Source organism: Arthrobacter sp. zg.Y820 (assembly GCF_030125555.1).
GTDB lineage: Bacteria > Actinomycetota > Actinomycetes > Actinomycetales > Micrococcaceae > Arthrobacter_B.
In genome coordinates, this window is the sequence record NZ_JASKLX010000015.1 from 1 (window position 1) to 20,817 (window position 20,817).

At 66.6% G+C, this 20,817-nt stretch carries 15 protein-coding genes and 2 tRNA genes; 9 read left to right on the forward strand and 8 right to left on the reverse strand.

The features are described from left to right. Nucleotides 1–84: 84 nt before the first annotated feature. Complete coding sequence (locus QNN99_RS16180; protein WP_229968012.1) at nt 85–1,578, reverse strand: aldehyde dehydrogenase family protein; 1,494 nt, start codon at nt 1,576–1,578, stop codon at nt 85–87. Between the two features lie 196 nt (nt 1,579–1,774). On the opposite strand from QNN99_RS16180, the gene ctaD reads away from it, so the two are divergent. After that, nucleotides 1,775–3,529: an aa3-type cytochrome oxidase subunit I gene (gene ctaD / locus QNN99_RS16185; RefSeq protein ID WP_229968015.1), complete on the forward strand. Its 1,755-nt coding sequence runs from the start codon at nt 1,775–1,777 to the stop codon at nt 3,527–3,529. An 85-nt stretch (nt 3,530–3,614) separates the two neighbouring features. On the opposite strand, the gene QNN99_RS16190 is transcribed toward ctaD, so the two are convergent. Together QNN99_RS16190 and QNN99_RS16195 are read right to left on the reverse strand one after the other, a co-directional pair. After that, nucleotides 3,615–8,114, reverse strand: coding sequence for an ExeM/NucH family extracellular endonuclease (locus QNN99_RS16190; RefSeq protein WP_229968017.1), 4,500 nt, complete (start codon nt 8,112–8,114; stop codon nt 3,615–3,617). A gap of 300 nt (nt 8,115–8,414) precedes the next feature. Continuing rightward, nucleotides 8,415–8,502 (reverse strand) — tRNA-Ser (locus tag QNN99_RS16195). A 63-nt stretch (nt 8,503–8,565) separates the two neighbouring features. Here QNN99_RS16195 and QNN99_RS16200 point away from each other — a divergent pair. From QNN99_RS16200 to QNN99_RS16225, 6 genes are all read left to right on the forward strand, one after another. After that, nucleotides 8,566–9,543: an NAD(P)H-quinone oxidoreductase gene (locus QNN99_RS16200; RefSeq protein WP_229968019.1), complete on the forward strand. Its 978-nt coding sequence runs from the start codon at nt 8,566–8,568 to the stop codon at nt 9,541–9,543. 130 nt (nt 9,544–9,673) lie between these two features. After that, nucleotides 9,674–11,965 (forward strand): carbon starvation CstA family protein, encoded by a 2,292-nt coding sequence (locus QNN99_RS16205; RefSeq protein ID WP_229968021.1) that lies wholly within the window; start codon nt 9,674–9,676, stop codon nt 11,963–11,965. Continuing rightward, nucleotides 11,962–12,159, forward strand: coding sequence for a YbdD/YjiX family protein (locus QNN99_RS16210; RefSeq protein WP_284016125.1), 198 nt, complete (start codon nt 11,962–11,964; stop codon nt 12,157–12,159). Before QNN99_RS16205 ends, QNN99_RS16210 begins: the two co-directional genes overlap by 4 nt. A 210-nt stretch (nt 12,160–12,369) precedes the next feature. Further along, the gene (locus QNN99_RS16215; RefSeq protein ID WP_229968023.1) at nt 12,370–13,137 is read left to right on the forward strand and encodes a bacterial proteasome activator family protein; all 768 of its coding nucleotides are present in this window, start codon (nt 12,370–12,372) and stop codon (nt 13,135–13,137) included. 5 nt (nt 13,138–13,142) lie between these two features. Next, a complete protein-coding gene (locus tag QNN99_RS16220) occupies nt 13,143–13,616 on the forward strand; it encodes a hypothetical protein (protein WP_229968025.1) in 474 nt (157 codons plus the stop codon). Between the two features lie 102 nt (nt 13,617–13,718). After that, nucleotides 13,719–14,555 carry an aldo/keto reductase gene (locus tag QNN99_RS16225; RefSeq protein WP_229968027.1) on the forward strand — a complete coding sequence of 279 codons (837 nt, stop codon included), beginning with the start codon at nt 13,719–13,721 and terminating at the stop codon, nt 14,553–14,555. A gap of 135 nt (nt 14,556–14,690) precedes the next feature. Here the strand turns inward: QNN99_RS16225 and QNN99_RS16230 are convergent. The 4 genes from QNN99_RS16230 to tmk all read right to left on the reverse strand — a co-directional run bounded on the left by QNN99_RS16230 (nt 14,691) and on the right by tmk (nt 18,302). After that, nucleotides 14,691–14,766, reverse strand: a tRNA-Thr gene (locus tag QNN99_RS16230). A 101-nt stretch (nt 14,767–14,867) separates the two neighbouring features. Next, nucleotides 14,868–16,454, reverse strand: a complete 1,587-nt coding sequence (locus QNN99_RS16235) for an alpha/beta hydrolase (RefSeq protein WP_229968029.1) — start codon at nt 16,452–16,454, stop codon at nt 14,868–14,870. A 64-nt stretch (nt 16,455–16,518) separates the two neighbouring features. Then, nucleotides 16,519–17,661, reverse strand: a complete 1,143-nt coding sequence (locus QNN99_RS16240; RefSeq protein ID WP_229968031.1) for a DNA polymerase III subunit delta' — start codon at nt 17,659–17,661, stop codon at nt 16,519–16,521. Next, nucleotides 17,658–18,302: a dTMP kinase gene (tmk, locus tag QNN99_RS16245; RefSeq protein ID WP_229968066.1), complete on the reverse strand. Its 645-nt coding sequence runs from the start codon at nt 18,300–18,302 to the stop codon at nt 17,658–17,660. The genes QNN99_RS16240 and tmk overlap by 4 nt, the downstream gene beginning before the upstream one ends. A 76-nt stretch (nt 18,303–18,378) precedes the next feature. Between tmk and QNN99_RS16250 the strand changes: the two genes are divergently transcribed. Both QNN99_RS16250 and QNN99_RS16255 read left to right on the forward strand, forming a co-directional pair. Beyond that, the gene (locus tag QNN99_RS16250) at nt 18,379–19,560 is read left to right on the forward strand and encodes a trans-sulfuration enzyme family protein (protein ID WP_229968033.1); all 1,182 of its coding nucleotides are present in this window, start codon (nt 18,379–18,381) and stop codon (nt 19,558–19,560) included. A gap of 9 nt (nt 19,561–19,569) precedes the next feature. Then, complete coding sequence (locus tag QNN99_RS16255; protein WP_229968034.1) at nt 19,570–19,890, forward strand: DUF2516 family protein; 321 nt, start codon at nt 19,570–19,572, stop codon at nt 19,888–19,890. A gap of 43 nt (nt 19,891–19,933) precedes the next feature. On the opposite strand, the gene QNN99_RS16260 is transcribed toward QNN99_RS16255, so the two are convergent. Beyond that, entirely contained in the window at nt 19,934–20,656 is a 723-nt protein-coding gene (locus QNN99_RS16260) for a class I SAM-dependent methyltransferase (RefSeq protein WP_229968036.1), read from the reverse strand. Nucleotides 20,657–20,817 lie beyond the last annotated feature (161 nt).

Consider the following 20,817-nt stretch of genomic DNA (forward strand, 5'->3'; position numbering starts at 1 on the left):
ACAATCCGGCTACCCCAAAAGACAACCCCCCCGCGCCGCCCCAACAGATCGGGGGGGCCCCCGCCGTCGTGCATTGATGTTGAGTTAGAACGGGTACTGCCGGGCTTCGCGCTGCAGCGTGACCGTGTGGTCGGTGGTGAATTCGGCAATCGCCCAGTCACCGTTGAAGCGGCCCAGGCCCGAATTCTTCTCGCCGCCGAAGGGCACGTGTGCTTCATCCTGGACCGGGATGTCGTTGACGTGCGTCATGCCGGCCTTGATGCTGCGGGCGAAGAGCACGCCGCGGTCCAGATCGGAGGTGAAGACCGAGCTGGAGAGCCCCAGATCGCTGGCGTTGGCCAGCGACAGTGCATCCTCGGCGTCGGCCGCGCGGGTAATGCCGGCGATCGGACCGAAGATCTCTTCCTGGAAGAGCTCCATGTCCTTGGTGACGTCGGCGAAGACGTACGGCGAAAGAACCTGGCCGTTGACTTCACCCTCGACGAGCAGGCGCGCGCCCTGCTCCCGGGCCAGCTCGATCTTCTTCTGCAGGCCTTCGAGCTGCTTGGCATTGATGATCGGGCCCACCGCATTCTGCGGATCGCGGGGATCGCCGGACTTCAGCGTCGTGGCGTGGGCCGCAAACTTCTCCACGAATTCATCGTAGACGGCGTCTTCGACGATGATCCGGTTCACCGCCATGCAGATCTGTCCCTGATGCAGGAACTTGCCCATGATGGCTGCCTTGACGGCCTGATCCACATCCGCATCGGCGAGGACCACGAACGGACTGTTGCCGCCGAGCTCCAGGGCCACATGCTTCAGCGTGGGGCCGCTGGCGGCCAGCGCGCCTAGGTTCTTGCCCACCGGGGTGGAGCCGGTGAAGGAGATGAAGCCGGGAACCGGATGCTCCACAAAGGCGTCACCGATTTCAGATCCGGCGCCCACGACAACGCTCAGGACACCGGCGGGAAGGCCTGCCTCCTCGAAGATCCGGGCAATCATCAGGCCGCCGGTGACGGGGGTGTCGGAAGCGGGCTTGAGGACGACGGCGTTGCCCAGTGCCAGCGCCGGGGCCACGGAGCGCTGGGAAAGGTGCAGCGGGAAGTTCCAGGGGCTGATGACACCCACGACGCCGAGCGGTCCGCGGTAGACGCGGGACTCCTTGCCCGGAGTGTCGGAGTCCAGGATTTTACCGGACACGCGGTGCGGGAACGTGGCCGATTCCTTGGTGATGGCACGGGCCGAATCGACTTCGATGTTGGCCTTGACCACGGTGCTGCCGGATTCGGCGGCGAGCCAGGCGAGGATCTCCTCGCGGCGCTCATCGAAAATCTCGGCGGCACGTTCAAGGACCGCACGGCGGGCCGAGGGCGTCCGGGCCGCCCACTCCTGCTGAGCTGCGGCTGCGGCGGTGTACGCCTCGTCCAGGTCCTCGCGGGAGGCCTGGCGGATGCTCATCAGCTCGGAGCCGTCAAACGGGCTGGTATCGGTCAGAACCTTCTCGGAACTGCCGTCCCGCCACTGGCCGGCAATGTACTGCTGCGCCGGGATCCAGTCCGTAAGATCCGGGTGCGTCGTTTCAGCCTGCGTTGTCATGTGCTTCTCCTTGATGAAATCTAGGCGTTTGTCCCGGGTTCAACCGGTCTCCGTGCTGATTCATTCCCCGCGGCCCTTCGCGGTCAACCCAAACCCTCTGGACGGCGGAGAAAGAGGAGACCTACGATACAAGACACGGCGGCTCCGCTTCCGGCAGCACCATGTCCTGGCCGATGTACCCAAGGGATGGCATCCAATGTCGACGCTCAAGTACTCCGCAGACGAATCCGGAACGTACGTACCCCCGCGCGTGGTGCCGCTGTCCAAGGGCCGGATTGTCGTCAACTGGATCACCTCGACGGACCACAAGACGATCGGCTACATGTATCTGACCGCGTCGTTCGTGTTCTTCTGCGTGGGCGGAGTCATGGCGCTGATCATCCGCGCCGAACTCTTCGAACCGGGGATGCAGATCCTGCAGACGAAGGAGCAGTACAACCAGCTGTTCACCATGCACGGCACGATCATGCTCCTGATGTTTGCAACGCCGCTGTTCGCCGGATTCGCGAACGTCATCATGCCGCTGCAGATCGGCGCTCCGGATGTCGCGTTCGCGAGGCTGAATGCCCTGGCTTTCTGGTTTTTCCTCTTCGGCAGCACCATTGCGGTTGCCGGCTTCATCACTCCGCAGGGCGCGGCGTCGTTCGGGTGGACGGCCTACGCGCCGTTGTCCAATACAACGTTCTCGCCGGGGGTGGGAGGCGACCTCTGGGTTTTCGGCCTGGCCCTGTCCGGTTTTGGAACGATTCTTGGCGCGGTCAACTTTGTCACCACGATCATTTGCCTGCGGGCCCCGGGAATGACGATGTGGCGGATGCCCATCTTCACCTGGAACACCCTGGTCACTGCCATCCTGATCCTGATGGCCTTCCCGCCCCTGGCCGCGGCGCTGTTCGCCCTTGGAGCGGACCGGCGCTTCGGCGCGGACATCTTCAACCCGGAGCGCGGCGGATCCATCCTCTGGCAGCACCTGTTCTGGTTCTTCGGCCATCCGGAGGTCTACATCATCGCGCTGCCGTTCTTCGGCATCATTTCCGAGGTGCTGCCGGTCTTCAGCCGGAAACCGATCTTCGGGTACAAGGGGCTGGTGTTTGCCACCCTGGCCATTGCGGCTCTCTCCGTGACCGTGTGGGCCCACCACATGTACGTCACCGGCGCCGTCATGCAGTCCTTCTTCGCCCTCATGACCATGCTGATTGCTGTTCCAACCGGGGTGAAGTTCTTCAATTGGATCGGCACCATGTGGCGGGGATCCATTACCTTTGAGACCCCCATGCTCTGGGCCATCGGGTTCCTCATCACGTTCCTTTTCGGCGGACTGACCGGCATCATCCTGGCCTCGCCGCCGCTGGACTACCAGGTCTCCGACACCTACTTCGTGGTGGCCCACTTCCACTACGTGGTCTTCGGAACCGTGGTCTTCGCCATGTTCGCCGGCTTCTATTTCTGGTGGCCGAAGTTCACGGGCAAGATGCTCAACGAGCGGCTGGGCAAGATCCACTTCTGGATGCTGTTCCTCGGCTTCCACGGAACCTTCATGATCCAGCACTGGCTGGGTGTCTCCGGCATGCCGCGGCGGTACGCCGATTATCTGGTGGAGGACAACTTCACGGGCATGAACCAGCTGTCCACCATCGCCTCGATGCTCCTGGGCGTCTCCCTGGTTCCGTTCTTCTGGAACGTGTACATCACCTGGCGGCGCGGCCGCCGAGTTGAAGTGGACGATCCCTGGGGCTTCGGCTGCTCGCTGGAATGGGCCACGTCCTGCCCGCCGCCGCGCCACAACTTCACCTCGCTGCCGCGCATCCGGTCCGAGCGCCCGGCGCTGGACCTGCATCACCCGGAACTGCAGCCGCGGGCCAACAAAGAGACGAGCAACCCGGTTGTGAAGATGTTCGGTGCTGCCGACATGGGCAGCGAAAAGCCCAACGATCCGGATCCCCGCGATTAGAAGCCGGAAGCCGGCAGGTTACTGAAAGACCGGCGCCGCCGGGAGCGAGGCTCCCGGCGGCGCCGGTCTTAGTGTCGAACCGGAGTTACCGGCCGCTGAGGCAGACCAGGTACCGGGCCCATTCCAGGGTGTAGCGCAGCCAGCCCCGGACATCCCACCAGTTCTTCGGCGGCACCGGGGCGGTGCACACCGGAGCCGGCGGCGTGGTTGGCGCCTCCACCGTGACCGGCAGGGTCACTGTGGTGCCCGAGGAATCGGCCGTGAGGACCAGCCGGCCCGAAGCCGCAGCCGATGCCGGGACGGTGACGTTGACCGACGCGGTTCCGGCGGTCACGGCAGAGGTGCCCAGGGGCGTCGCCGTTCCGGCCGCATCCACCCAGCTGACGGCCAGCCCGGTGTTCACCGGGCTTCCCAGTGAGGTCAGATCCAGACCGGACACGGTGAATGATACGGCCGCACCCGGAGCTGCGGCGGCCGGAGCGCCCTGCACCACAACGCCCTGGCGGGCGAAGTCAGGTGAGAGCGGGCTGTTGGCCTCGATGTAACTGATCCACGCGTCACGGTCGACGAGCCCGGAGTCACGGGTGTCGGTGCCTTCGTTGAAGACCGTGAAATTGTCGCCGCCCTGAGCCAGGAAGCTGAACGTGCCCACCCGGTAGGCCCGGGTCGGATCCAGGGCTTCACCGTTGACGGTTACCGTGGAGATCCGGGACCCCGCAGCCTGCGCCGGGTCGAACGTGTAGGTGATGTTGTCCGACAAACCCAATGCCAGGAACGGCCGCGAACTGCCCGCGGGCTGCCACTGCTGTTCGAGCATGGTTTTCAGCTGGGCCCCGGTGAGCGTGGTGGTCCAGAGGTTGTTGACGAACGGCAGCACCGCGTTGGCCTCGGCGTAGGTGATCACGCCGTCGTCGCCGTAGTACAGTTCGGCCCGCAGCCCGCCGGGATTGGTGACGCCGATTTCGGCACCGCCCCGGTCGGCCGTGGACAGGGTGCTGAGCAGGGAATCGGCTACGAGGTTGCCCAGCGTGGATTCGGCGCTGCGGTCATCGCGGGTGGTGCCGGTAAACGCCGTCGTAATGTCCGCGGTCACCGAACCCACCGGCTCGTTGCCGACCTCGGCGGAGTAGGCCAGCGCCGTGTCAACGATTGACTTCACCTCGGCCACCGCGGGATAGGCGGACACGAGGGACGCTGCGCTTTCCGTGGTCCGCGGAACGTTGGTGGCCGTGTAGGACACCACCTCATCGGTGGCCGGGTTGTAATCCAGGTTGATCTGGCCGATGAACTCGCCGTAAGACCCGGTCTGCAGCACGGGACGGGTTTTGCCGTCGCCGCCGGGAACGGGTGCGTCCCAGGCATACTGCTTGTGGGTGTGGCCGGTGTAGATGGCGTCGACCAGCGCACTCGTGCCGTTGACGATCTCGGCAAAGGTTCCGCCGGCGGCCAGTTCCTGCTCCAGCGTGGACTCCTCGAGGCTGCCGCTGCCGGCACCCTCGTGGTATTCGGCGACGATGACGTCGGCCAGGCCGGCGGCCTGAAGCTGCTCGGCCACCCGGTTGACGGCCTCGACCGGATCACCAAAGTCCAGGTCGGCGATGCCGCCGGGGCTGACCAGCGTGGGGGTTTCCTCGGTGATGGCACCGATCACGGCAACCGACACACCGTTCACGTCCAGGATCGTGTATTCGTCCAGGGCGGGAGTGGTGGTGCCCTTGAGGTAGACGTTGGCGCCGAGGTACGGGAAATCGGCGGCCGCAGCAACGCGGTCCGTAAGGTCCGCGAAGCCGGCGTCGAACTCGTGGTTGCCCACCGCAGACGCCTGCAATTCCAGAGCGTTCAGGACATCCAGCGTGGGCTTGTCCTGCTGGACGGAAGACGCGAACAGGGATGCTCCGATGTTGTCGCCGGCGGAGAGGAACAGCGAACTGCCCTCGGGTGCGGCGGCCTTGAGCTGCTCAACGGTTCCGGCGAAGTTCACGGTATTGTCGTCGATCCTGCCGTGGAAGTCGTTGATGTTCAGCAGGTTCAGCTCTTCGGTTTCCGCTCCTGCCGGGCTCAGATCCAAGCCGACGAGGATCGGATCGTGGTCCGAGGACCGGTAGGGGTCCGGCGCGTAGTAGTTGGTGACGTTGGTGTTGAAGCGGCTGTATTCCAGCGCCAACGACTCCACTGAGTTGATGTTCCAGATGTCGGCTCCGGTGACGGCCTCTGCCGCCTCCCCGGAGGCCAGGACGTGGTCGAGCGAGCCGACCAAACCGCTGAACGCGTAGGAGTGCTTGCCGGTGGCCTTGCCCAGGTTCACGTAGCCGGCGTCGGCGAGGACCCTCATCGGGTCTTCGGCGGCGTAGGAGTTGAAGTCCCCGAGCAGGAAGACCTTTTCGGTGCCTGCGGTCTCGGACGCGGTGTCTGCGAAGCTGACCAGCGCCTGGGCCTGGCGGACGCGGTCAGCGTTCCAGCCGCCCTGCCCGGTGTCAGCGTTCTCGCCCGAGTCCGGAGCTGAGCCCTTGGACTTGAAGTGGTTGCTGATGGCCAGGAGGGTTTCGCTGTCCGAACCGCCGGCGGGCTTGAAGGCCTGGGCCAGCGGCTCGCGGGCGTTGGAGAAGATGGCTTCATCGTTGAGGATGACGGACTCGCCCACCGGTTCGGCGGTGGCCGTGCGGAAGATGAACGCGGTGCGGATGACGTCTTCGGCGTCGGGCAGCGCGGCGGGGGAGCGGACGTAATCCCAGGTGCCGGGCGCCTGTTCGTTCAGGGCGGCCGTCAGGTGAGCCAGCGCCTCGTCGCGGTCCTTGCCGAACGCTGCCGAATTTTCCACCTCCATCAGCGAGACGACGTCGGCGCCCAGGGCGTTGATCGCGGCAACGATCTTGGCCTGCTGGCGGTCGAGGTTCTCGGCGTTGGCGGCGCCGCGGGCGTCGCAGCCGCCGCGCACGGTCAGCGGGGCGCCGGCGCGGTCGGTGTAGTAGGTGCAGCCCGCGAGAGTGTCGCCGGTGGTGCTGAAGTAGTTCAACACGTTGAAGGAGGCGAGTTTCAGGTTTCCGCCGACGCTTTCCGGGGCGGCCGTGCGGGTGGCTTCGAACGACGCCGGTGTCGCCTCGGCAGCGTTGGCCGCGGTGAGGGCGGTGAGCGGCTGGAACTTCCAGGCACTGTTGCGGAAGTCCAGGATCACGCCGGTGGTGAAGGCGGCCGCGGCCCCGATCCGCACCGGGTTCTCCGGGGTCAGGTAGGGCAGGGGGATGCCCTGGTTCGCAGCGCTCAGGAAGTTGGTGCTGGCGCCGTCGTCGAGCTTCACGGCGCGTGCCGCGTTGTCGGCGACGACGGCGGCGTGTTCCGGGGTGCCGACGGCGGCCACCGCGGTGGGCTGGACCAGCGGCGAGGTCCCGGCAGCCAGCCCGATTTCCGCGTACTGGTTCAGGGAATAGTTGTCGGTGACGGTAAAGCTGCCCTGCGGAGCCAGGAGCATTCCTTCCAGGGCTTCGCGTTCGACCTCGTTGGCGGGCCAGGTCACGCTGGCGGCCTTGACCTCCTCGGCGGGCTCATCGAGCCGGGTCAGGTTTCCGGCGGCGACCGTGAGCTGGGTCAGGCCGAAGTACTCGCCGACGCTGCCGGTGACTTCCACGTAGTCGCCGGCTGCCACGGATCCAACCGTGTCCGCCGAGTATACGAAGATGCCGTCCGACGCCGTGTGGCCGGCCGGGTCGAGCGTGCCGCCGGTGCCCGGGGTCTGCAGGTAGTAACCGTTGAAGCCGCCGGTGGGATAGACGCCGGTGACCTTGCCCCGGGTGGTGACGGTTTGCCCGATCAGCGGGCTGGCCTCGCCGGGCCCTTGGATCGCGGCGATTGGAATTGCGTCTCCGGGCGGGTTCGCCGGTGTGGTCGGTGAGGGTTCCGGAGTGGGCGTGGGGGTGGGATCCGGCTCGCCGGGAGCCGGGCTGCCGGTGCCCGTGGGCGTGACGTTGGCGCTGAGCGTGAAGTCAGCGGCGTTGTTGTTGGAGTCAGTGAATCCGGTGCGGTTCAGGGACTTGGGGTCGGCGTTGCCGGCCGGTGCTGCTGCGGCTGCGGTTTCGAAGGTGTTGGATGTGCCGTAGCCGAGCAGGTCCACGACGCCGGCGGTGCCGGTGACGGACCCGGCGGGCAGCGGATCCACCCGGGTTGCCTGGCTGGACAGGACGAGGGTGCCGCCCGACCCGCTGAAGCTGGCCCCGACGGTGGCATCGGCGGCCGGCAGCGGTGCGCCGAAGGCGCCGTTGGAGGCTCCGGAAATCAGATAGTAGCCCCCGGCCGGGATGGTTCCGGCGAGGGCTCCAATTCCGGTGGGCGCCGCCGTCGACCCCGCGGAGCGGTACTGCAGGGACCAGCCGTCAAGGCTGACGTCGGTGCCGGTGGGGTTGTACAGCTCAACGAACTTGTTGGTGAACGGGGCGTTGGCGCTGCCGCCGCTCAGGTACGCCTCGTTGATGACGATGCCGGGAACGGCTGCGCCGCCGTCTTCCGCATAGGCCGGCAGCGCCGTCATTGGTGCCGCCAGCAGGCCAGCCGAGAGGGTTGCTCCCAGGGCCGCCTTCCAGGTGAAAGGTCTCATGCCTCATGCTCCTTGGTCAGCTGGTCCCAGCTGACGGTAATGGCCGCCGTGCAGCGGCGGCGAGGGGGTAACGCGAGTGACGCTGGTAATACTATGTGGCGCAGGTTACGAATGGGTGACCGTTTGGTGGCCGGGATGTGCCGGGGGTGGGGCCGAGGAGCAGCGGAAACGCAAAAAGAGCGCATCACTTCAGGGAAGTGATGCGCTCTCAGGGGCAGATTGCACGGACCAAACGGTCCGGACGAAATGCATATTCTCTTGCGGCAAAACCGGATAATACTGCCGGATTTCGCCAATTTGCGGAAGGTAAGGGATTCGAACCCTTGGTACGGGGTTACCGCACACTGGTTTTCAAGACCAGCTCCATCGGCCGCTCGGACAACCTTCCCCACTAGTAGTCTGGCAGAAAGGTGCAATTCACCAAAATCTGATCAACCCCGTGGAGGACAGAATGAGAGCAGTTGTCATCACTACGCCCGGCGGCCCGGACACCCTGCAGGTGCAGGACGTGCCGGTGCCGGTGCCAGGACCCGGGGAAGTGCTCATTGACGTGGCTGCCGCGGGACTCAACCGGGCGGACGTGCTGCAGCGGAAGGGCCACTATCCGGTCCCCGCCGGCGGATCGGAGTATCCCGGCCTGGAGGTGTCCGGCCGGATCGCCGCGATCGGCTCCGGGGTGGAGGGGCTCTCCGTGGGGGCCGACGTCGTCGCCCTGCTGACGGGCGGCGGATACGCCGAGCAGGTCAACGTTCCGGCCGGCCAGGTCCTGCCCGTGCCGGCTGGCGTGGACCTGGTTACCGCAGCGTCCCTGCCCGAAACCGCTGCCACCGTCTTCTCCAACCTGTTCATGGCCGCCGGGGTTACGGAGGGCGACCACGTCCTGATCCACGGCGGAACCGGCGGCATCGGCACGATGGCCATCCAGATGGTGGCCGCGTTCGGCGCCGTGCCGATGGTGACGGCAGGCTCGGACGAAAAGCTGGAACTGGCCCGGTCGCTCGGTGCGCAGGTGCTCATCAACTACAAGGAGGAGGACTTCGTGGCCCGGGTCCGCGAAGCCACCGACGGGCGGGGAGCCGACGTCATCCTGGATGTCATCGGCGCGAAGTATCTGCAGCGCAACCTTGAAGCCCTGGCCGTGTCCGGCCGGCTGGTCATTATCGGCCTGCAGGGCGGCACCAAGGCTGAAATCGATCTCAACCTGGTGATGCGCAAGCGGTTGGCGGTCATCGGCACCACGCTGCGGGCGCGTCCGGCGGAGGAAAAGGCCGCCATCATGCAGGCGGTCCGCAAGTACGTGTGGCCGCTGGTGGAAGCGGGCACGATCCGCCCGCTGGTGGACCGCACCTTCCCGCTCGCGGACGCCGGTGCCGCCCACGAGTACTTTGATTCCGGCCATCACACGGGCAAGATCCTCCTGACGACCTGACCGGCCCGTCGCATGGGGCGCATCACACGCGCACTGCTAACCTCGTGGCAAGAGTGCGGTCTGTTCTGCCTCCCGACCGGTTCCACTGCCGGTCTTTCCGAGTCGTTACCCCAAACAAAGGGAACTCCTTATGAGTGAGAATCGCCGGCGCCGGGCCGCCCCCGGACAGCCCGAGGACAGCGACGTCCTGGTGCAGGATCCCGATCTTCCGCCGGTTGCCGTGGATCCGGAGACCGCGGAAGCCGAAGACCGCCACTGGACCCCGCTGAAGATCGCCATCTGGGCAGGCATTGCCCTGCTGGGCGGGGTCAGTTGGTACATGCTGGCCCTGGTCCGCGGAGAAACCGTCAATGCCATCTGGTTTGTCTTTGCGGCTGTCTGCACCTACTTCATCGCGTACCGCTTCTATTCCAAGTTCATTGAGCGAAAGCTCCTGCGGCCCAACGACCGGCGCGCCACTCCCGCCGAGTACAAGGCCGACGGCAAGGACTACGCCGCCACCGACCGCCGGGTCCTGTACGGGCACCACTTTGCCGCCATCGCCGGTGCCGGTCCGCTGGTCGGACCGGTCCTTGCCGCCCAGATGGGCTACCTTCCCGGCACCATCTGGATCATCATCGGCGTCGTGTTCGCCGGCGCCGTCCAGGACTACCTGGTCATGTTCTTCTCCATGCGCCGCGGCGGACGGTCCCTGGGGCAGATGGCCCGTGAGGAGCTGGGCCGGGTGGGCGGCACTGCCGCCCTGATCGCGACGCTGACCATCATGATCATCATCGTGGCCATCCTGGCGCTGGTCGTCGTGAACGCCCTGGCCGAAAGCCCGTGGGGCGTGTTCTCCGTGGGCATGACCATTCCCATTGCCCTGTTCATGGGCGTCTACCTGCGCTTCCTGCGGCCCGGCAAGGTCACGGAAGTGTCGATCATCGGCTTTGTCCTGCTGCTGCTGGCCATCATCGGCGGCGGCGTCATCGCCGACACCGCACTGGGTGACTTCCTGACCCTGGACAAGACAGTCATCGCCTGGGGCATCATCATTTACGGCTTCATCGCCGCGGTCCTGCCGGTCTGGCTGCTGCTGGCCCCGCGCGACTACCTTTCCACCTTCATGAAGGTGGGGACCATCGTGATGCTGGCCGTTGCGATCATTATCGTGCGCCCGGAAATCACCGTTCCGGCGATCAGCGAGTTCGCGTCCGCCGACAACGGCCCGGTCGTGGCCGGCCCGCTGTTCCCGTTCCTGTTCGTGACGATCGCCTGCGGCGCCCTGTCCGGCTTCCACGCGCTGATCTCCTCCGGCACCACGCCCAAGATGATCGAGAAGGAACGCCAGACCCGCTTCATTGGCTACGGCGGCATGCTGATGGAGTCCTTTGTGGCCATCATGGCCCTGGTGGCGGCCATCTCCATCGACCGCGGCATCTACTTCGCAATGAACTCCTCGGCCGCAGCCACCGGCGGAACCGTGGAGGGCGCCGTCGCGTTCGTCAACAGCCTGGGGCTGGCCGGCGTGAACCTGACGCCGGACATGCTCACCAATATGGCAGCGAACGTGGGCGAGGAATCCATCGTGTCGCGGACCGGCGGCGCGCCCACCCTTGCCGTGGGCCTGGCCCAGATCATGCAGAGCCTGATCGGCGGCTCCTCGATGATGGCGTTCTGGTACCACTTCGCCATCATGTTCGAGGCCCTGTTCATCCTCACCGCCGTGGACGCCGGCACCCGCGTGGCCCGCTTCATGCTGCAGGATTCCATCGGCAACTTCATTCCGAAGTTCCGCGACACCTCCTGGCGGACCGGGGCCTGGATCTGTACGGCCGTCATGGTCGGAGGTTGGGGGTCGATCCTGATCATGGGGGTCACGGACCCGCTGGGCGGGATCAACACCCTGTTCCCGCTGTTCGGCATCGCCAACCAGCTGCTGGCCGCGATTGCGCTCGCCATCTGCCTGGCGATCCTGGCCAAGAAGAACGTCTTCAAGTACATCTGGATCGTGGTGCTGCCGTTGGCCTTCGCCTCGGTGGTGACCATCACCGCCTCCATGTACAAGATCTTCTCTCCCGTACCGGCTGTCGGATACTGGGCCCAGCACAATGCCTTCAAGGGCGCCTTGGAGCGCGGCGAAACCAGCTTCGGCACCGCCAAAACCGTCGAGGCGATGGACGCCGTTGTCCGGAACACCCTCATTCAGGGCACGCTGTCCATCGTGTTCGTGACGCTCGCGATCATCGTGATCATCACCGCGGTGATCGCGAGCATCCGCTCCTACCGCTCCGGCGGTTCTCCAAGCGCCGAAGATCCGGCGGTCGCCTCGCGCACGTTCGCCCCCGCGGGATTCCTGGCCACGCCGGCCGAGAAGGAGATCCAGACGCAGTGGGACGCGCTGCCCGCGGACCGCAAACCGGTGAAAAAGGCGCACCCGTGAGCACGGCGGGCGTCAAGGACGGGCTGCGCGGCTTTGTGCGGTTCTTCCGCGATGTCATGGGCGAGGACGCCTACGGCAAGTACGTCGCCTTCCACGAATCCTCCGCCTGCAGCGCGCCGCTGCTGAGCGAGCGGGAATTCTGGAAGGACAAAATGGACCGCCAGGACTCCAACCCCGAGGGCCGCTGCTGCTAGCGCCCCCGGGACGCCGGGCAAGCACGAACGACGACGGCGGCACCTGCCCGGGTGCCGCCGTCGTCGTTCGTGCGGTGCGAACCTCGGGAGCATGTCGTTTTGTTGCCGGCGGCCCGGGCACGGACGGGGAATGCAGCAAAATAGCGGAAGGCCGGGCTGGAAAGCCGACGTGCCACCGGCAACCAACCGCAACCGTGAGAGCATTAATGCATGACTGAAGAGAACGGATCCGCCGACCGGCCGGATATGGCGCCTGCGCCCGGTTCCGCAGATTCATCACACGCCAAAAATCCCGCCGGCACTTCGGTTGGCCGTCTCGACGAGGCGCCCACCAGCAACCCGCCGGTTGTCGGCCGGGCCGCAGGCAACGGTTCACCGGATTACGCCTCCAGCGGCGGGTCCGGCGGGTCCGGCGGCCCCTCGGGCGGCGGGGAATCGGACATTCCCGCCCGCAGCGGCGAAAACAGTCCGGGTCCGGCGAAGCTGCGCGACCTGGTGGACGAGCCTGCCAAGGTCATGCGGATCGGCACCATGATCAAGCAGCTCCTGGAAGAGGTTCGGAACGCTCCGCTGGATGATGCTGCCCGCAACCGCCTGGCGGAAATCCACGCACGCTCGGTGCGGGAACTCGAGGACGGCCTCGCCCCCGAACTGGTCGACGAACTCCACCGGGTCAATCTCCCGTTCCTTGACGACACCGTCCCCACCGACGCCGAACTGCGGATTGCCCAGGCGCAGATTGTCGGCTGGCTGGAAGGCCTCTTCCGGGGAATCCAAACCGCCATCGCCGCACAGCAGACCGCCAACCAGCAGATGGCGTCCCGGCTGCAGCTGCGCCAGCTGCCGCCCGGCACCGTCCTTGCCCCCGGCATTGTCATCGGCGAGAACGGCGAGCCGCGGCGCGCCGACTCGTCAGCACAATCCCGTTCCGGCTCCGCCCATCCCGAACCGCATGCCGGTCCCGGCCAGTACTTGTAGGACCCATGGCACTTTTTGCAGCCGCCCGGCAGGGGCGGAAAGACGACACTCAGCTCGGCGTCGGTGTGTGGCGACGCGCCCACGACCGCTTCACCCGCGGCCTGGACCGCTACCACCAAATGCTGGAGGGGGTGGAGGACGACGCCATCTACAACGAGCTGGTGACCATCGCCAACGGGCTGGCCGAACTGCTGCCGCGGGTCCGCGACGTGTGCGTCACTGCCCAGCGGCGCCTGCCCAGCAACGGTCAGGACATCCCCGGCGCCCTGATCGCTGTGCACCGGGCGTTGTCCCGCAGCGGCAACTCGCTGGCGGCCACGGCCGAAGCAGCGGCCATGTCCCGGTTGGAGGGTGAACGGTGGGGCTTTGCCTCCGCCGGCCTGGAAAACGTGCACCGGCGTGCGCAGCTCGTCACCGAAGACGTCCTGGAGGCCGAACTCGCCCTGAAGGCTGCCCTCGCGGCGCCGCGGAAATCCTAAAAACTTGTTTCCGAAACGGGAATAAGGTCTGTGCTTTTTCGCGTCCAGCATAGAGCTGTCACGGAAGGCTGATTTCCGCGGGTCGTTTGCAAGGATAGGCGAATGACTACATCACCTCTTGTGACTTTCAACGACGGCAATACCATTCCCCAGCTTGGCTACGGCGTGTGGCAGGTTGAGGATTCGGTGGCGGAAACCGTAGTGGGGCAGGCGTTCGACGCCGGCTACCGCCACATCGACACCGCCAAGATCTACGGCAACGAAGCCGGCGTCGGCCGTGCCATCGCCGCCACCTCGGTTCCCCGCGAAGACATGTTCATCACCACCAAGGTGTGGAACGCCGACCAGGGCTACGAAGAAACCCTGAAGGCCTTCGACGCCTCGATGGAGCGCCTCGGCCTGGAAACCCTGGACCTGTATCTGATCCACTGGCTCCAGCCGAAGCAGAACAAGTACGTGGACACCTGGAAGGCCCTGATCGAATTGCAGAAGCAGGGCCGTGTGAAGTCCATCGGCGTCTGCAACTTCACCGTTGAGGCGCTGCAGGAAATCATCGACGCCACCGGCGTTGTTCCCGTGCTGAACCAGGTGGAGACCCACCCCTACCTGAACCAGTCCGAACTGCGCGCCTTCGAGGCCAAGCACAACATCCTGCACGAGTCCTGGTCCCCGCTGGGCTCCGGCAAGGGCCTGCTGGAAGACCCGAAGCTGGTCGAGATCGCCGCCAAGTACGACGGCGCCACCCCGGCCCAGGTGGTCATCGCCTGGCACCTGGCGCTGGGCAACATCGTGATCCCCAAGTCCGTGACGGAGTCCCGGATTCAGGAAAACTGGGAATCCCTCAACCTCAAGCTCTCGGATGAGGACATCGACGCCATCAACGCGCTCGACAACGGCACCCGCTACGGCGCGGATCCGGCTACTGCCGACTTCGCCTAGACCCCGCGCGGCCTGACGGGCCCGCGAACCGGCAGGAGGTGCTCGTCCCGGGCCGGGCCGAGCACCTCCTGCCGGGTGGCCGCCTGCGGGCAACGAAAAAGCCCCTGGAAATGAAATTTCCAGGGGCTTTTTCTGTGGAGCCTCCTGCCAGAATCGAACTGGCGACCTTCTCATTACGAGTGAGACGCTCTACCAACTGAGCTAAGGAGGCGGGCTTCAGCTGTCCGCTAACGGCCAGAATCCACAAGGAACTACTTTATATGCCGCGGGGCGGATGGTCAAAACGCGGTGTCCGCGCCGGCCCCGCTGATCCTACGAACAGACGGTGTCGTCGGCGGGCACCGTGCCGTCGATGAAGTAGCTGTCCACGGTGTCAGCGATGCACTCGTCGCCGCGGCCATACGCGGTGTGGCCTTCGCCTTCCCAGGTGACCAGGGTCGCCGAATCCAGCTGCTCGGCGAGGGCAACCGACCACTCGTAGGGAGTGGCCGGATCTCCGGTGGTTCCGATGACCAGCATGTCGGCAGCACCGGGAGCCTTGATCTCATGCGGTTCGTTGACCGGAACTGCCGGCCACGCCTCGCAGGTGATGCCGCCGTAGCCCAGGTACTTGCCGATGGTGGGCGAGGCTTCCCGAAGCTCCTTGGCGTCCAGACGCATCTGTTCGTCGTCACTGGTCATCGGATAGTCCAGGCAGTTCACGGCGCTGAACGCCACGGTGGTGTTGGAGCCGTAGCTTCCGTCGGCCTCACGGTCGGCACTGAGATCAGCCAGGTGGAGCATGGGGGAGGGATCTCCCTTCAGCGCGGCTTCGAGGGCCTGCGTCAGCGCGGGCCAGTTCTGGTCGTTGTACAGCGGCACGATGAAGCCGCTGACGAAGGTGGAAACGGTGACCACCCGCCCGTCCTTCGCCGTCATCGGGCTCGCCTCGACGGAGGCGATCAGGGCGCGGATGGTCTCGACGGCCTGCTCCGGCGTACCCGACAGCGGGCAGTCGCCGGAGGTCAGGCAGTCCTCCACATAGGCGCGGATGGCCTTTTCGAAGCCCGCGGCCTGTCCCAAGGTAATGTCCTCGTTGCTCGCTGCCGGGTCGAGTCCGCCGTCGAGCACCATGCGCCCGACATTCTGCGGAAACAGCTCGGCATAGGTCGCGCCCAGGAACGTTCCGTAGGAGAACCCCAGATAGTTCAGCTTGGAATCGCCGGCCACGGCACGCAGGATGTCCATGTCCCGGGCGGCACTGACCGTGTCCACAAAGCCCAGCAGGTCGCCGGAGTTCTCGGCGCATTTGTCGGCCAGCTCCTGCGCGCTGGCCCGGGAGGCCTCCAGGCCTGCCGGGGTGGAGGGGTCCAGGTACTCGGCGCGGGACTCGTCCAGCTCGGCGTCGGTCAGGCATTCCACGGGCGTGGAGCGGCCGACGCCGCGGGGGTCGAAGCCCAGGACGTTGAAGTTCTCGCGCAGCCGCTCGGAGGTCACGAAGTCCACTGACTCGGCGACCACGTCGTAGCCTGATCCGCCGGGGCCGCCGGGATTGAGCAGGACGGTTCCCTGCGCGCTGCCGTCGGACTCCGCCAGGATGACGGCCAGCTCGATGCTCTTCCCGTCCGGATCGGAGTAGTCCATCGGCACCTCCACCGTGGCGCAGCGGAACCCGCCGGCGAAACTGGCTTCGCACTCTCCCCAGCTGACCTCCTGGCCGTAATACGGCAGCAGGTCTTCGGGAACGTCGCCGATCACATCCGCCGCAGCGGCGGTCGGACTGGCAGCCGACGTCGACGGCGCCGGCTCAGCACTGTCGTCCGGTGCGCTGTCTCCGGTGCACGCGGTCATGCCCGCGAGGACGACGACGGCGGACGCTGCAGCCAGCGCGAGACGGGGAAAGCGGCTGGCTGGGGTCATCGTTGCTCCTGATGGGATGGGAGTTTCTGGTGTGCCGGCGAGGAGGACATTCCAATCCGCGCGGTTATAACAGGCTAACCGCCATGGCCTCGATGGCCAGCAGCGGCGCCACGTTGGTGGAGACCAGACGCCGCCGGACCACGTTGATCTCCTCCATGCGCAGCAGGGTCTGCTCCGGCGAGCCGTGCGAGGCATACTCGGTCAGTTCCTGCCGCAGCGATTCGTTGACCAGCTGCGCTCCGCTGCCGAGCTGGAGCATGAGGACGTCCCGGTAGAAGGACAGCAGATCGGTCAGCGCCCGGTCAAAGTAGTCGTTCTTGGACCGTTTGGCCCGTCGCGCCTGGTCCTCCTCCAGCCGCTTCACCTGGCCGCGGATCGACGGCGGAACAGTGCCGGTTTCCGGTGCGCCGAGGGAAGCCAGCAGCGACGCCCTCTCGGCGGCGTCGCGCTGCTCGAAGGAACTGGTGGCCTCGGCTTCGGCCAGGGCCACCAGGTCGGCGGCGGCCTTCATGGCGCCGGAGACGTTGCGCAGGGACAGCGGCAGCCGCACGATGGATGCGCGCCGGCTGCGGGCGCCCTCGTCGGTGGCCAGCCGCTTGGCGATGCCGATGTGGCTCTGCGCGGCCCGGGCCGCCTCGCGGGCAATATCAGGATCAATGCCGTCGCGGCGCACCAAAAGATCCGCCACGTCCTCCACGGGAGGCAGGCGCAGGCTCACTGCACGGCAGCGCGAGCGGATGGTGACCAGGACGTCGCCCGGGCTGGGTGCGCACAGCAGCCAGATGGTGCGGGGCGGCGGCTCTTCGATCGCTTTGAGCAGCACATTGGTGCTGCGTTCCTGCATGCGGTCGGCGTCTTCGACAATGATGACGCGCCAGCGGCCGGTGGAGGGCTTGTCCTGGGCCTTCCGCACCAGCTCCCGGGCCTCCACAATGCTGATGGTCACCTTCTCCGTCGTGACGGACGTGACGTCGGCATGGGACCCCGCCATCGCCGTGCGGCAGGCCTTGCACTCTCCGCAGCCGCGCAGCGCCGGATCCGGGGAATCGCACAACAGGGCAGCGGCGAAGGCCCGGGCCGCATTGGACCGGCCGGAACCCGGCGGGCCGGTGAACAGCCAGGCGTGGTTGGGGGTTGCCTGGGCGGCACCGCGGCGCAGCTGGTCGACCACCGGGGCCTGGCCCTGAAGATCATCCCAGACACTCACGGCAACAGCTCCTGCACCCGGACCAGGATGGCGGCGGCCAGGTCATCCACCGGCCGGGCGGCGTCGAGCACCAGGTAGCGTGCGGGATCGTTTTGGGCCTGTTCCAGGAAGGTGCGGCGGATGCGCAGGTGGAAGGCATCGGGTTCGGATTCCATCCGGTCCTCGGTTGCCTGATTTGCGGTGCGCCGCAGCCTGCCCTGCCCGGGGTCAACATCGAGCAGCACGGTCAGGTCGGGGGCAAAGCCCTCCGTGGCCCAGACGTTCAGCTGCCGGACGTCCTCGGTGCCCAGGGAACGTCCCGACCCCTGATAGGCCACTGAACTGTCGATGAACCGGTCACACACCACCACGTCTCCGCGTTCCACGGCCGGCCGGATCACCTGGGTCACGTGTGCGGCCCGGGAGGCGGCGAAGATCAGGGCCTCGGTGCGCGCGTCGATCTCGCCGTTGCCGTGCTCCAGCACCAGCGAGCGCAGTTGCTCGCCCACCGGGGTGCCGCCGGGTTCGCGGGTGCGGACCACGGACCGGCCGGTCGACTGCAGCGCGGCAGTGAGCTTTTCGGCCTGCGTCGATTTGCCGGCTCCGTCGCCGCCTTCGAAGGTAATGAACAGGCCTGGCCGGCGGGCGGAAGAATTCGAAATACTCACCCGTCTAGCCTACCCAGTTCGGCCGGCGACACATTGGCCCCGCGTTTCGGCAGGGCACTACGCTGAACAGATGAGTCCTGAGCCGAAAAGCCATTCCTCCGCGAATCTCTCCCGCGAGACCGTCGCAGTTTCCGCCGGTCGTCCGGCGCGTGAGCCGGATGCGCCGGTCAACCCGCCGATCGTGCTCTCCTCGACCTTCCACGGCACCGGGACGCCCGCGCCCGGAGACCGTGTGTACGGCCGCTTTTCCAACCCCACCTGGGATCCGTTTGAGGAGGCACTGTCCGAGCTCGAGGGCGCGGCCCTTCCGGCGCTGGTCTACTCCTCGGGACTCGCGGCGGTGGCGGCGGCCCTCTCCCTGGTTCCGGTGGGCGGAACCCTGGTGATGCCCCGGCACAGCTATCAGGGTTCCCTGCTCCTTGCCGCCGGGGAGGCAGCCACCGGCCGGTTTACCGTCCGCACCGTGGATATCGCGGACACCAACGAGGTGGTGGCAGCGCTCAACGGTTCGGACGGTGCCGGGGCCGCCGGGGCGCCCGCCAGCATGCTGTGGATTGAAAGCCCCACGAATCCCATGCTGGAGGTCGCTGAAATCGACGTGCTGGCCCGGGCCGCCCGCGACGTCGGCGCCGTGGTGGTTGCCGACAACACCTTTTCCACACCCCTGGTGACCCGCCCGCTGGAGCTCGGTGCCGACGTCGTCCTCCACTCGGTCACGAAGTACCTCGCCGGGCACTCCGACGTGGTGCTCGGAGCGCTGGCCACCTCCGACGGAGAGCTGCGCGACCGCCTGCACAGCTACCGTTCGCTGCACGGATCCGTGGGCGGCCCGTTCGAGGTATGGCTGGCGCTGCGGGGGCTGCGGACCCTGGCACTTCGGGTGGAGCGCTCGCAGGCCACCGCCGGGATTCTGGCGCAGCGGCTGCTCGAGCATCCAGCGGTGGAAGCGGTCCGGTACCCCGGGCTGCCGGGCGACCCCGGCCATGCGCGGGCAGCCAAGCAGATGGACGGATTCGGATCCATCATCTGCATCGAGGTGGCCGGCGGAGCGGCGGCGGCGGAAGCTGTGGCGGAAAACGTCCGGCTGTGGCTTCCGGCCACCTCACTGGGCGGAGTGGAGTCGCTGATTGAGCGGCGCCGCCGCCAACCCGCAGAGCCCGTGTCGGTGCCGGAAAACCTGCTGCGGCTGTCGGTGGGCATCGAGCACGCCGAAGACCTCTGGTCGGACCTGTCCCAGGCGCTGGCGCGGTAGGCTGAAACCGTGATCTACGTCTTCCTCCTTGAGCCCCTGTTCTACCAAGCCCTGGGCCTGGCCACGCTGGTGATGGCTCTTTGGGCGCTGTCCGATGCGGTCCGGCGCAAGCCTGCCGCGTTCGACGCCGCCGGCAAGCGCACCAAGGGTTTTTGGCTGGGCCTGACGGGAGGAGCGGCGGCAGTGGGAATACTGGGCACGCTCAGTCCCGGATCCCTCCTGCCCTTCACCCTGGCCGGCCTTGTCGCGGCCAGCGTCTACCTGGCCGACGTCAAGCCGTCCATCGGCGGTTCCGGCCGAGGCTCCTCGGGCCCGTACAACCGCTGGTAGCCCCGCGCCAAGGGGGATAGCTGCGTCAGGCAGTGCCCCCGCTTCAGGCAGGCTCGACGGCGTCCCAGGCGACGGTGATTTCCCCCAGGCGCCAGCGGGCCGGACCCGTCAGCAGCGGCCAGCCCGACGCACGCAGGTCAGCACACATGGCGAGCCAGCGCTGCCGGTTGCCGTAGGAGGCCTGCGGAGCCGCCAGCAGCCATGACTGGTCCATGGCCTGCAGGAGGGCATGGATTTTCTCTCCCGGAACGTTGCGGTGAATCAGTGCCTTGGGCAGCCGCTCCGCCACATCCGAAGGCAGCGCGAACGCGCCGAACCGCAGCGAGATGCTCAGCGACAGCGGCCCGGTTGAGTCCAGTTCAACCCACGTGGAGCGCCTGCCGATTTCGTCGCAGGTTCCGTCCACGAAAATGCCTCCGGCAGCGAGCCGGGACCGGACCATGTCCCAATGGGCGCCGTATTCGTCTTCGGAATACTGGCGCAGGACGTTGAACGCGCGGACCATGACCGGCCGCCGTCCGTCCACCGGCAGTTCGAATCCGCCCTGCCGAAACGACAGGCCTTCCCGCTCCAGCGATTTCGCTGAGCGCACCCGCGCCGGATCGATTTCAATGCCCACGACGTCGACATCCGGGCGGATGCGGCCCAGCCGGGTGTGGAGTTCAACGGCGGTGGTGGGGGCGGCGCCGTAACCGAGGTCAATGATGAGCGGGTCCGCGGCGCGCCTCAGCCTCCAGCCCTGCGGACCGGCAAGCCATCGATCCACACGCCGCAACCGGTTCGGGTTTGTAGTGCCCCTGGTCACATTTCCTACGGGTTTTTGCGGCTTTTTCACCAAACAATATTACGGCTCGGCGAACACTTCTCCGGACACTGCCGGCGGCGCCGGCGCCTGTCACGGCCGGGCGGTGACTGGAACGGCGCCGG

Bases quoted from the DNA above. Each gene is read 5' to 3' on its own strand.
- QNN99_RS16180 (WP_229968012.1), bottom strand. From the start codon at position 1,578: ATGACAACGCAGGCTGAAACGACGCACCCGGATCTTACGGACTGGATC.
- ctaD (WP_229968015.1), top strand. From the start codon at position 1,775: ATGTCGACGCTCAAGTACTCCGCAGACGAATCCGGAACGTACGTACCC.
- QNN99_RS16190 (WP_229968017.1), bottom strand. From the start codon at position 8,114: ATGAGACCTTTCACCTGGAAGGCGGCCCTGGGAGCAACCCTCTCGGCT.
- QNN99_RS16200 (WP_229968019.1), top strand. From the start codon at position 8,566: ATGAGAGCAGTTGTCATCACTACGCCCGGCGGCCCGGACACCCTGCAG.
- QNN99_RS16205 (WP_229968021.1), top strand. From the start codon at position 9,674: ATGAGTGAGAATCGCCGGCGCCGGGCCGCCCCCGGACAGCCCGAGGAC.
- QNN99_RS16215 (WP_229968023.1), top strand. From the start codon at position 12,370: ATGACTGAAGAGAACGGATCCGCCGACCGGCCGGATATGGCGCCTGCG.
- QNN99_RS16220 (WP_229968025.1), top strand. From the start codon at position 13,143: ATGGCACTTTTTGCAGCCGCCCGGCAGGGGCGGAAAGACGACACTCAG.
- QNN99_RS16225 (WP_229968027.1), top strand. From the start codon at position 13,719: ATGACTACATCACCTCTTGTGACTTTCAACGACGGCAATACCATTCCC.
- QNN99_RS16235 (WP_229968029.1), bottom strand. From the start codon at position 16,454: ATGACCCCAGCCAGCCGCTTTCCCCGTCTCGCGCTGGCTGCAGCGTCC.
- QNN99_RS16250 (WP_229968033.1), top strand. From the start codon at position 18,379: ATGAGTCCTGAGCCGAAAAGCCATTCCTCCGCGAATCTCTCCCGCGAG.